General features: G+C 48.5%; 10 protein-coding genes. All 10 read right to left on the bottom strand.

All coding sequences use genetic code 11. The features are described from left to right. Positions 1–116 precede the first annotated feature (116 nt). Positions 117–2,450, bottom strand: a complete 2,334-nt coding sequence (locus tag WH37_RS21115; RefSeq protein WP_046232591.1) for a type IA DNA topoisomerase — start codon at positions 2,448–2,450, stop codon at positions 117–119. 12 nt (positions 2,451–2,462) lie between these two features. Further along, positions 2,463–3,662 (bottom strand): glucosaminidase domain-containing protein, encoded by a 1,200-nt coding sequence (locus tag WH37_RS33840; RefSeq protein WP_052737119.1) that lies wholly within the window; start codon positions 3,660–3,662, stop codon positions 2,463–2,465. Between the two features lie 50 nt (positions 3,663–3,712). Next, positions 3,713–4,033, bottom strand: coding sequence for a hypothetical protein (locus WH37_RS21105; RefSeq protein WP_046232590.1), 321 nt, complete (start codon positions 4,031–4,033; stop codon positions 3,713–3,715). 84 nt (positions 4,034–4,117) lie between these two features. Continuing rightward, positions 4,118–5,605 carry a glutamate synthase subunit beta gene (locus WH37_RS21100; RefSeq protein WP_046232589.1) on the bottom strand — a complete coding sequence of 496 codons (1,488 nt, stop codon included), beginning with the start codon at positions 5,603–5,605 and terminating at the stop codon, positions 4,118–4,120. Positions 5,606–5,880: 275 nt separating this feature from the next. Next, the gene (locus WH37_RS21095) at positions 5,881–6,372 is read right to left on the bottom strand and encodes a dihydrofolate reductase (RefSeq protein ID WP_046232588.1); all 492 of its coding nucleotides are present in this window, start codon (positions 6,370–6,372) and stop codon (positions 5,881–5,883) included. 16 nt (positions 6,373–6,388) lie between these two features. After that, positions 6,389–7,354 carry a thymidylate synthase gene (locus WH37_RS21090; protein WP_046232587.1) on the bottom strand — a complete coding sequence of 322 codons (966 nt, stop codon included), beginning with the start codon at positions 7,352–7,354 and terminating at the stop codon, positions 6,389–6,391. Positions 7,355–7,576: 222 nt separating this feature from the next. After that, on the bottom strand, positions 7,577–8,992 hold the full coding sequence (lpdA, locus tag WH37_RS21085; protein WP_046232586.1) for a dihydrolipoyl dehydrogenase: 1,416 nt from the start codon (positions 8,990–8,992) through the stop codon (positions 7,577–7,579). 3 nt (positions 8,993–8,995) lie between these two features. After that, positions 8,996–10,318, bottom strand: a complete 1,323-nt coding sequence (locus tag WH37_RS21080; RefSeq protein WP_046232585.1) for a dihydrolipoamide acetyltransferase family protein — start codon at positions 10,316–10,318, stop codon at positions 8,996–8,998. A 15-nt stretch (positions 10,319–10,333) separates the two neighbouring features. After that, positions 10,334–11,311, bottom strand: coding sequence for an alpha-ketoacid dehydrogenase subunit beta (locus WH37_RS21075; RefSeq protein WP_046232584.1), 978 nt, complete (start codon positions 11,309–11,311; stop codon positions 10,334–10,336). A 30-nt stretch (positions 11,312–11,341) separates the two neighbouring features. After that, positions 11,342–12,421: a pyruvate dehydrogenase (acetyl-transferring) E1 component subunit alpha gene (gene pdhA, locus WH37_RS21070; protein ID WP_046232583.1), complete on the bottom strand. Its 1,080-nt coding sequence runs from the start codon at positions 12,419–12,421 to the stop codon at positions 11,342–11,344. Between the last annotated feature and the right edge of the window lie 309 nt (positions 12,422–12,730).

Here is a 12,730-nt window from a genome sequence, read left to right as displayed (position 1 = left end):
TAAACTTAAATAAGCCGCCTACCAGCAAACTTGTTGGTTCGGCGGCTTATTTTGCTGCGATGTTCGTTAGCGCGTGTTCAAATCGAAAAATCAAGGAGGTTACGGAAGTCAGCTAACTAGTCAGCAGGCCGAATCGTGAGCGTCCCTTTGTCACGATCGGTCAATACAAGCCGTCCCTTCATGCTGCTACCATCAGACTGCTTAAAGGTGAGCTGACTAGTTGCCCCTTTCTCCAGCAGTGATTGCAGCATCGGCAGCGTAATCTTCTTCCCCTGCTGCTCCTTCCAAATAACAAAAGAACAGCCCTCGCGAAAGCTGCTGCAGCCGTAACCGCGCTTGCCTTCAATAACACTGCCGTTGCAGCTCTGCCTCGGACAGGCAGCTAGCGGCCCTCTTGAAGCCGCAGACGTTGCTGCTTGCTTGGGCGGCTTCGCCGCTTCGCTACCCGCTGACCGCGTGGAGCTCCTGCTCTTGCCAACTCCGGCAGGCGACTTCGTGCCTGCTTTCGCTTCTGACGGGCGTGAGCTGCTTGTACGGCTGCTGCTTTTCGCTGAGCCAGCTGCCTTCTTCCCTTTCGCAGAGGTGTCCTCGAACGTCCCAGGTGCGGCAGGACGCTGCTGACGAACCTTGTCGACGATGACGGCCGCGAATTGCTTCACCTGCGCAATAAAACGATCATCCGAAGCTTCGCCTTTGGAAATTTGGTGCAAGCGCTGCTCCCAGCGTCCCGTCATTTCTGGCGAAGCGAGCAGTTCAACGCCTGCATTCCGGATGAGCTCAATTGCAGCGAGCCCTTTGGAGGTTATATCCAGCTTCTTTCCTGCCAGCTGAATATAGCCGACATGCTTCAGCCGCTCGATCGTCGCTGCCCGTGTCGCAGGCGTGCCAAGGCCGGTATCCTTCATCGCTTCCCGCAGCTCATCATCCTCCATCGACTTTCCTGCGCCTTCCATGGCTTTGAGCAGCGTACCCTCTGTAAAGGACTTGGGCGGCTGCGTCATTTTTTCCATCGCCTCAACGCTGCTGCAATGAACCGCTCCATGCGGGTCCAGCTTAAATGGCTGATCGGTCACCATTTCCTCATCATCGGCTTCCTTATCATCCTTGCCTTTGCCTCGCTTAGCTGGTTTAGCCGCATTGGAATCCTGCTGTGGCAGCACCACTTTCCAGCCTGGCTCCAGTTGTTCCTTCGCCTTCGTGCGGAAGGTTTCGCCTTCGACGACTGTCAGCACCGTGTGGTTTTTGTAAACCGCAGGCGGATAATAATGCGACAGAAAACGTCTGACAATCATGTCATAGACGTTTTGCTCCTCCTGGCTGAGGTTAGAAGCACGCTTCGGTGTGGGCATAATGGCATGGTGATCTTCGACTTTGGATGGATTGCAAACGGCTTTGTTCCCTTTGTGAACACGAGAACGGTCCGCTCCCTTCGCAAGCTCGCCATAGCCGCTAGTTCCCTGGAGCATCGTTAATACATTGCCCATGACCGGAATGTTCTCCTCGGTTACATAGTTGGAGTTCGTCCGCGGGTACGTAATGACCTTATGCTTTTCGTAGAGCGCTTGGGCAATATCCAGCGTCTTCTTGGCCGAATAGCCGTGCTTGCCATTGGCTTCCCGCTGCAGCAGCGTCAGGTCATAAAGCCTGAACGGATACTCCTTGCTCTCCGCCACCTGGTAATCTTCCACTTTCGCAGGCTTATTTGCTGTTTTTGCTGCCAGCGCCTCCGCCTTCGCTTTATCGGTCAGACGCTCCCCCTGCCAAATGCCGGAATAACCAAATCCGGATTGGTCAAACGCAGCCTTAACGACAAAATAGGTCTCCGATTGAAACGCCGTAATTTCCTTATGGCGATCGTACAGCAGCGCCAAAACTGGCGTTTGTACACGCCCGACAGAGAGCAAGGCTTTATGGCGAATCGTAAAAGCGCGAGAAGCATTCATGCCGATCAGCCAATCGGCTTCACTACGGGCATGGGCCGCTTTCGTAAGCGGCTCATATTCGTCATCACTGCGCAGCGAATCAAAACCACGGCGAATTGTCTCCGCCGTCAAATCCGATATCCATAATCGGTCTGTGGGCTGCGCCAGCTTTAAATATTGCCTGATTAGGTGAAAAATAAGCTGGCCTTCGCGCCCGGCATCGCATGCGTTAACAAGTCTGCCGCATCGCTTGGCAAGCTCACCAATCGTCTTAAGCTGGTCCTTCGTTCGCGGATTCGGCCACAGCTTGAACACCTGCGGAATGATCGGCAAGTCCTGATCATTCCACCGTTTGTAGCGCGCATCGTATTGATCAGGCTCAGCGAGTGATACCAAATGCCCAATAGCCCATGTAATAATATAACGGTCGCCTTCCAAATACGTTCGGCGATTAGCTGCCTTTGGCTCAAGCACGGCAGCAATCGTCCTGCCCATATCCGGTTTCTCCGCAATAATTAATATCTTCAACAAATCGCCTCTTTACTTCTTGCTTGTTGTCTCCACATATTGCTTCATGGAAGCAAATATCGACCGAACACCGTTCGACCAGTTCGGATCTTCCGCATATTTTCGGTTAATCCATGTGAATGGGTCCATTCCTTCAGGACGTCCCTTGCTTAAATTCACAATCGTTCGCGACGCAATTTCAGCAGAATCGCTAATCGTCGTGTTATATTCCTTCCAGCTATGAAACACATTGAATGGATTATTCGCAATGTCCTTCGCCTGTTTGTTCGTGGTAGGTACAAAAGCCTGCTCCTGCCCGGTTATTGCAAACAGCAGCAGCGGATGAATATCAAATGATTTCGCCTGGGCAATAATCGCATCTAAATAAGGCTGCCTAGCAAGGATTGACGACTTGCCTTTCAAATACTGAGTCAGCCTCTTCTTATCAATTTCCACATAGCGCAGCTCTTGCGGCAAACCATCCAGCTCTACGATCTCCACCGGTTCAATGGGAGCAAGGATTGCCGGTTCCGGCTGTGTCCCTCTTAAGGTGCGCGTCAGAGACTCTCCATACAGCAGCGAAACGCTCACAAGCAGCAGACTGAGTAATCCGTACACAATAGCGTGATTGCTCCGTTTACGAGGAACTGGCGCGTTCTGAGATGCAAGCGGCAATGGAAGTGGTATGACCTCCGCCAACCCGGAGGAGCCGGATCCCTCGGCTCTAAGTAGCTCATTAGCCAACTGATCATCGTCTGCTGGCTGCAAATCATTTTTCAACTGAAGCCAGCTCTCGTTCACCGATAGACTTGCATTCGGCAAAGGAACTGCGCTCATGTCCGTTCGCTCAATAGAACTACGCAGCTTGTCCATCGCCTGCCGGTAGCGCCCGATCTCAACAACGCTGCTCAGCTGCTTCTCCACCCATTGATGCATCGGCTGCTCAATTTCCTGCTCACGTTCGTCCAGCAGCAGCAAACAGGCTGCAAAAATATCATCTGCGCGTACTGGGCGCTTCTGCTCCAGCACCGCAGTTCTAATAAGCTGCGCCGTAACCTGGCGCTTAATCGACTCGTCAAACGACGGAAGCTGCTTATGTATAATGCGATTTACCGCATCGGCAATCATTTCGGTTTTCTTTTCCTGCGGCAGCGCTCCATATTTATGCTGGACATATTTTCGAATATTGCTGACATCTGCCGGGGATAACACATAAGCTTCTTCAGCATGCATGACGAATCGCTCCTTCACGTCATCTCACACTGATTTTACCACAGCTTTCCTTATATTGGGGAGGGGAGCTGCCTAATTCTCAACTGATTTTGTTCCTGCAAAATAAAGGCCGTAATTTGTTCCTTCTCAAATGTAGTAAATTGATATTCACAGTCACAATCTTCGTCCTGCGGCACAATTTGGGCAATGCTGCCCTCCGGCGTACAAATGACCAGTCCGCTGAAGTCAATAAGATCGTCGGGCGCAGGCGTTGCCTCTGACAGCTCAAACAACAGCTCAATATCCACCCATTGATCATTGCGCCGCTCCATGTTCGCTATGATTTTCTCAAACTTCAGCTCCGTTACCGTATCCAGCCCATATTTAATCATAACGCTTTATTCTCCTCCTATCGACAAGAAAAGCGCCCTAAGGCGCTTCTCATAAGCTGCTATTCAATTCATCATACCATTTATTTAAGGAAGCAAGGAAGAACCCATTAGAAACTTATCAACTTCACGAGCCGCTTCGCGACCTTCGTTAATCGCCCATACAACCAAGCTTTGACCGCGACGCATATCGCCAGCTGCGAATATTTTCTCTGCATTCGTCGTATATTTGCCATAAGCTGCTTTCACATTTGTACGACGGTCTTGCTCTAGGCCAAAAGCATCAATCAGCGTGTTTTCTGGGCCTTCAAAACCAACCGCGATAAACACGAGATCAGCCGGCCATACTTGCTCGGAGCCTTCGATTTCTGTATAAATTCTGCGTCCCGTTTCCGGATCAACTGTACGCTCGATCTGTACGGTGTGAAGCTCTGTAAGCTTGCCATTCTCGCCAACAAATTTTTTCGTCAGTACCGAGAAAGCACGCGGATCTTCACCAAACAGCGCTTTTGCCTCTTCATGCGCATAATCCAGCGTGTAGACGTTCGGGAACTGCGGCCAAGGGTTGTTAATGTTATCGCGTACTAGTGGAGCCTTAGCATGCGTACCGAATTGCGTAATCGATTTGCAGCCATGACGAAGCGCTGTTGCCACGCAGTCTGTTCCAGTGTCGCCACCGCCGATAACAATGACATTTTTGTCTTTCGCAGAAATGTAGTTGCCATCTTCCAGATTCGAATCCAGGTAGCTCTTAATTGTACCGTTCAAATAATCCATCGCCATATGAACGCCTTCAAGCTCATGGCCTTCAATATCTACCGGGCGCGCTTTCGTAGCGCCGCCGCACAATACGATTGCATCAAACTGGCCTTGCAGCTCATCAGCCGATACATCTTTACCGATTTCTGTGTTTACAACGAAGTTTATGCCTTCCTCCGCCATCAAGTCTACACGACGCTGAACAACCTTCTTGTCAAGCTTGACTGTAGGAATACCGTAAGTGAGAAGTCCGCCAATGCGGTCCGCACGCTCGTACACCGTTACAAGATGTCCCGCTTTGTTAAGCTGCGCTGCGCAAGCAAGACCCGCTGGGCCCGAACCGACAACCGCTACGCGTTTGCCTGTACGCACCTTCGGAGGCTGTGGAACAACCCAGCCTTCGTCAAAGCCACGGTCAATAATCGCTTGCTCGATCGTCTTAATCGTAACCGCATCACCAATCAGGCCAACCGTACAGGAGCCTTCACATGGAGCCGGGCAAATCCGTCCCGTAAATTCAGGGAAATTGTTCGTTTTGTGCAAACGATCCAGCGCTTCACGCCATAAACCGCGATAAATCAAATTGTTCCACTCTGGAATGAGGTTGTTAATCGGACAACCCGACGTTGAACCAGCTAGCTCCATTCCCGAATGACAGTAAGGCGTTCCACAGTCCATGCAGCGCGCACCTTGTGTACGAAGCTGTTCATCGGACAAATGCTTATGAAATTCTTCCCAATCTTTAATCCGCTCAATCGGATCGCGATCGGCTGGGAGTTCTCGTTGATATTCCATAAAACCAGTAGGTGTAGACATGATCGCTTTTCCTCCATCCGTTATTCCCGTCAACCGTTGTAAGGCTTCTCTAACAAACTATATCGGGAATTCAGCAAATATTCAATAACAAACATTTTCAATTTTCGCGAGCCATTTTACAAAATCCTAACACTCTTACCTGCCATCGTTAATGGATTATCCGTACAATCATTTGCACTTTATAACATAATGTTCGTACGTTTATGCAAGGCGACTCAAATAAATGAGCTTCCAATGTCATATTTGCCCTCTGTGCCCTCGCGAAAAAAGCCGATTTAACGGTTTTTATGTTTAAATGTTTGCCATGTAAAATCATGCAAATTGCGTTCATCCTTGCGATGAGGAATGGATTCCACCAATTCCCAATCCGCTTCATTGAACACAGGAAAAAAAGCGTCGCCCCCCGCTACTTCTACATCAACAGCTGTCAGGTGAAGCTTGTCCGCAATCGGCAAAAACTGCGTGTAAATTTCCGTTCCACCTATAACCATAAGCTCTTCCCCACTGAAACGCGACAAAACTTCCTCAATCGAATGAACCGTCTCACAGCCTTCTGAGGCAAAATCAGATTGCCTTGTTACAACGACGTTGCGACGATCCTTCAGCGGCTTAGGCAGCGATTCAAACGTTTTACGGCCCATTACAACGGTTTTGCCAAGCGTGTGCTTCGTGAACAGCGCCATCTCCGCCGGAAGCCGCCACGGCAGCTTATTGCCAATTCCAATCGTTCTGTTGCGGTCCATCGCTGCTATTAATGTAATCGACATCGTTTGTCCATCCCTTCTATACGGCTACAGGCGCTTTGATTGAAGGATGAGGCTGGTAGTTATCCAGTACAATATCATCCACTTCTACATCAAATAACGAGCTCACATCTGGATTAATCCGCACTTGTGGAAGCTCGCGAGGCTCGCGGGCAAGCTGCGTCTTAATCTGCTCCATATGATTAGAATAAATATGTGCGTCACCAAGCGTATGCACAAATTCTCCAGGCTGCAGGCCGCATTCATGGGCAATAAGCAGCGTGAGCAAGGCATAGCTGGCAATATTAAAAGGAATTCCGAGAAATATATCTCCACTGCGCTGATACAGCTGGCAAGAAAGCTTGCCTTCTGATACGTAAAATTGAAACATCGTATGGCATGGCGGTAGAGCCATATTTCTAGGAACATCCTCTGGGTTCCACGCAGTAACAATCATTCTGCGGGAATCGGGATTGGTCTTAATCGTGTGAATAACATCCTTCAGTTGATCAATGGACTCGCCTTGTGAGGTTTTCCAGTCGCGCCACTGCTTACCATACACATTGCCCAGCTCGCCGTACTTCTCTGCAAAAGCTTCATCCTGCAAAATTTGCTGCTTAAAGAGGTCCATTTGCTCCAAATAAAGCACATTAAAAGCTTCATCACTTTGCGAGCGCAGGCCAAAGCCAGTCATGTCTGGGCCCGTATAATCAGTGCTCTCTATCCACTTCTTAAACGCCCATTCATTCCATATATTATTATTGTGCTGGAGCAGGTAACGAATATTCGTATCGCCTTTTATAAACCACAACAGCTCGCTGACAACCAACTTAAACGACACGCGCTTCGTCGTAATGAGCGGAAAGCCTTCGTTTAAGTTGAAGCGCATCTGGTAGCCAAACGTGGAAACCGTGCCCGTTCCGGTACGATCCTCTTTGACCGTGCCGCGTTCCAGTACGCTGCGCAGCAGCTGCAAGTATTCGTTCTCACTAGTATGAACACTCATTCACTTACAACTCCTATTTTGGACATATAGATTTGTATTATATCATTATAATCAATCATTTAAAATAGTTGCCTGTGCTAATTCTGTATAAATTCTCATCCAAGCACATAATTATTAATTTTGTATTAAAAAAGGCCCGCAGGCTTCAGCAGCCGCGGGACCTCTTCTATAGCTGCCGCAAATGCGGCAGCTGCTATTTATAGAAACGAAACAATCAATTACTTACTTAAGAACCGTGTGGATCGGGTGGCCAAGCGCTACTTCTGCAGCGTCAAGCACGATCTCACCCAGCGTTGGATGCGCATGGATAGTAAGTGCGATATCCTCAAGCGTAGCACCCATTTCGATTGCAAGACCAAGCTCAGCAATCATATTGGAAGCCTCCATACCGACGATATGTGCGCCAAGTACGAGTCCGCTGTCTGCATCCGCAACGAGCTTCACGAAGCCTTCAGCCGCATTAAGCGACATCGCGCGTCCGTTGATAGCAAATGGGAATTTGCCCACTTTAACATTATGCCCTTTGTCTTTTGCATCCTTCTCCGTGTAGCCAACGCTTGCGCATTCTGGATCGGAGAAGCAGACAGCAGGAACACATTTATAATCAATCACGCTAGGCAGGCCGGAAATCGCCTCTGCCGCAACGCGTCCTTCATACATCGCTTTGTGAGCAAGTGCAGGACCAGCAATAATATCGCCGATTGCATAAACGTTTTTGTTGCTTGTACGGCATTGATCGTCAACCTCGATCAGCCCGCGCTCGCCAACCGTAATGTTAGCCAGCTCAAGACCAAGATCGCCATCTGTGTTAGGACGACGGCCAACGGTAACAAGCAAATAGTCTGCAGTTACTTTCTCTTCTTTATCGCCAACTTTGTAAGTCAACGTTACATCGTTATCCGTTTGCTCAGCACTTTGTGCAAGAGCTCCTGTTACGATATCCACTTTCGTACCTTTAAGCTTCTTAACGACAAGAGATGACATGTCTTTATCAAAGCCTGGCAGGATGCTGTCTCCGCCCTCGATAACCGTTACTTTCGTACCGAATTTCGAGAACATTTGACCAAGCTCAATACCGATATAGCCGCCACCGATTACGATAACGCTTTTCGGCAGCTCAGGCAGCGACAAAGCTCCTGTAGAGGAGATAATACGATTGCCATACGGGAATGCTTTCAGCTCAATAGGACGGGAGCCTGTAGCAATAATACAGTTTTTGAAACGGTAACGCGGAGCTTCTTGATCGTTGAATACACGCGCTTCGTTTTCATTGATGAACATCACTTCACCACTGAAAAACTGTACTTTGTTCGCTTTAAACAAGGAACCTACGCCGCCAGTCAATTTCTTGACAATGCCGCTTTTGAACTCCTGTACTTTACTCCAGTCAACCTTCACATCGCTAGCTGTAATACCGAAAGCGTCTGCGTGGCTAATGGACTCATACTGATGGGAAGCGGAAATCAAAGCTTTGGACGGGATACAGCCCACGTTCAAGCACACGCCTCCTACATATTCCTTATCTACACAAAGCACGCTTTGTCCCAATTGCGCAGCGCGGATTGCCGCTACGTAACCACCAGGACCTGCACCAATGACTAAAGTATCGATATCTAATGAAGCATCTCCAACAACCATTGTTTATACCTCCATAATGAACAGTTCAGGTTGGCCCAGCAACTGTTTAATGTAGTTCATAAAGTTTTGAGCGGTTGCGCCATCGATCAGACGGTGGTCGAAGCTTAGTGACAGAGCCATCACAGGAGCAGCAACGATCTCGCCATTGCGTACAATTGCTTTTTCGGAAATACGTCCAGTACCCAGAATCGCAACTTCAGGGAAGTTGATAACCGGTGTAAAGAACATACCGCCTGCCGAACCAATATTGGAAATGGTAATCGTGCTGCCTTTCAGCTCGTTAGCCGAAAGCTTGCCTTCGCGTCCACGAACAGCCAGATCACGAATAGAGTCAGCCACTTTCCAAATGTTTTTGCGATCCGCATCTTCAATAACAGGAACGATCAAGCCGTTGTCTGTATCTGTTGCAATACCAATGTTGTAATATTTGCGCAAAACAATTTCTTGATTAGCTTCGTCAAGCGTCGCATTCATAATCGGGAATTCACGGGCAGCAGCTACGAGTGCCTTCACGATAAACGGCAAGTACGTAAGCTTAGCGCCTTTTTTCTCTGCATAAGGCTTGTATTTCGCACGAAGTGCAACAAGCTCAGTAACGTCCACTTCATCCATGATCGTTACATGCGGAGCAGTGTAAACCGATTTCGACATTGCATTAGCAATGATTTTACGAATGCCTTTAAATGGTACGCGCTCTTCCGGACGGTAAGCAGTACCAGAAGCAACTGGAGCGGTTTTCGCTTCGCCAGCACCTTTTGCATCTACAGCTGTGTTGTCTTGCTGCTCAGCAGGAGCTGCTGCTTGTACAGAAGCCGCAGGAGCAGAAGCGTCAAAGCCTGTAACATCTTCACGCGTAATACGGCCGTTTTTGCCAGTGCCGCTTACTTGCGTCAAATCAACATTTTGTTCGCGAGCGAACTTGCGAACGCTTGGTGTAGCAAGCACAGAAGCATTTGTAGCTTTAGGAGCTTCTTTAGCTGCTTCTACTGCAGGAGCGTCTTTTGCCGCTTCTGGAGCTGGGGCCGAAGCCGCCTCTTCCTTCTTAGGCTCTTCAGCTGCCGGAGCTGCTTGCTCAGGCACTTCGCCTTCCGCATCAATCAAAGCGACTACTTCGCCTACGTGGCAAACTTGGCCGTCTTTAACTAAAACTTCAAGCACTGTACCGTTAACCGGACAAGGCACTTCAACAATTGCCTTGTCGTTTTGTACTTCCATAATAATGTCATCATCTGTTACTTTGTCGCCGGCTTTAATATGCACTTTAATAATTTCGCCTTCGTGCAAGCCTTCGCCAAGCTCAGGGAAACGATATTCGAATTTAGCCACCGCGTGTATCCTCCTTTAGAAATCCAGTACTTTTTGGACAGCTGCAGAAATGCGGGCTACCGTTGGAAGCCATGCATCCTCAACTTGCGCAAACGGATAAACGGTATCCGGACCTGCAACCCGAAGCACCGGAGCTTCCAAGTGCAGAATTGCTTTTTCATTAATTTGAGCGATTACTTCAGCGGCAACGCCGGAAGTTTTTTGCGCTTCTTGAACGACAATTGCACGGTTCGTTTTTTGGATCGAAGCTACAATGGTATCGATGTCGAGAGGCACAAGGGAACGAAGGTCGATGACTTCAGCCTTGATTCCTTGTTTTTCAAGCTCGTCAGCCGCTTTAACAGCCGTGTGAACCATCAAGCCGTAAGCAATGATTGTCACGTCGCTGCCTTCACGAACAACATTGGCTTTACCGATTTCAACGGTATATTCGCCTTCTGGCACTTCTGCACGGAAAGCATGATAAAGGTTCAAATGCTCCATGAAAAATACAGGGTCATTATCACGAATAGCCGAAATTAGAAGACCTTTTGCATCGTAAGGATTGGATGGAATAACAACTTTGATACCTGGTGTCTGTACAGCAAGACCTTCCAGGGAATCCGTGTGCAGCTCAGCTGCTTTCACGCCGCCGCCGAAAGGCGTACGGAATACGATTGGCGAGTTGTAGCGTCCGCCGGAACGGTAACGCATACGAGCCGCTTGAATGAACATTTGATCCATCGCTTCATAGATGAAACCTACGAATTGAATTTCGGCAATTGGGCGGAAACCTTGAATCCCCATACCCACTGCCAAACCGCCAATAGCGGACTCGGCAAGCGGCGTATCAAATACGCGGTCTTCGCCAAATTCAGCTTGAAGGCCTTCAGTCGCACGGAACACGCCGCCGACTTTACCAACATCCTCGCCAAAAAGTAGTACATTTGGATCCCGTTTAAGTTCAACGCGCATTGCGTCACGGATCGCTTCTTTCATATTCATTTGAGCCATGATCTATAGTTCCTCCTTCGTTAAAGGCTATTATTGGAAATCAGCTTTTTGCTCTTCGAGGTGCTGCGGCGTTGTTTCGAACATCGAGTCGATCAAGCCTTCAACCGTCATTTTTTCAACAGCTTCTGCTTTCTTGATTTGCTCGTTAACGGTCGCTTTCGCTTCTTCCTTCACGCGAGCTGTATCCTCTTCCGACCAGAGACCTTTGCTTTCCAAATATTTGCCGAAACGAATGAGTGGATCTTTAGGAGCCCATTCCGCTTCCTCGTCTTTGGTGCGATATTTTGTCGTATCATCTGCCATGGAATGCGCACGATAACGGTAAGTAAGAAGCTCGATCAGCGTAGCGCCTTCGCCGTTGCGGCCGCGCTCAGCAGCATCTCTAACTGCTTTAATAACAGCAAGTACGTCCATGCCGTCAACCTGCACGCCTTTGATACCAGCAGCAAGCGCTTTGTGTGCAACAGAATGTGCAGCTGTTTGTTTAGCATAAGGAGTTGTAATCGCATAGCCATTGTTTTGTACAACATAAATAACCGGAAGCTTGAACGCGCCTGCGAAATTCATGCCTTCGTAGAAATCGCCTTCGGAAGAACCGCCATCGCCTGTGTACGTAATAGCTACGCGTTTTTCATTCTTTTTCTTGAATGCCATCGCAACACCAGTCGCGTGCAAAATTTGCGCGCCAATGATGATTTGCGGCATCAGGACGTGAACATCCTCAGGAATTTGTCCGCCATGCTGATGTCCTCTGGAATATAGGAACGCTTGGTACAGCGGAAGTCCATGCCATACGAGCTGCGGAATATCACGGTAGCCCGGACAGATGAAGTCATCTTTATTCAAAGCGTATTCGCTACCAATCATGGCAGCCTCTTGACCGGATACTGGAGCGTAGAAGCCCAGACGGCCTTGACGGCCCAAGTTCACGGCACGATCATCCCAAGTACGGGTAAATACCATACGGTACATAATTTCTTTTAATTGGTCGTCCGTAAGCTCCGGCATTTCATCCGGGTTAACAACTTCACCATCAAGCGACAAGACGGACAATGGTGTAACTGGCTCCGTTTGAACTTCATATGGCAGTTTGCTAAGCACTTTGCTCATTGTGAACGCTCACCTCAATCATTAATATTTGAATATTACAGTACTCTGTTATAGAATTATTATAAACCTGTTTAACAAAAATGGTCAAAGCAAAAAGCAAAAAATACGTTGTATTTTCAACGCTAATGCCTTTTTTGTTAAGAAATTGTATATGTAACAGCTGCTAAAAAGTTATATAACAGCATAATACAATGTTGAAACGGTGGAGCTTGTACAGCCTTTCCGTCTGTTGCCGAACCCGCATCACTACGGCATCTCTCTATTGTTTACCCACAAGCTCCCATTCCATTCAACCAACGGAGGAAGAAA

The sequence above is a fragment of the Paenibacillus algorifonticola genome, from assembly GCF_000971975.1.
Taxonomy (GTDB): domain Bacteria; phylum Bacillota; class Bacilli; order Paenibacillales; family Paenibacillaceae; genus Pristimantibacillus; species Pristimantibacillus algorifonticola.
Note: the sequence above shows the minus strand (reverse complement) of the source record. Positions and strands in the feature narration are given on the sequence as shown.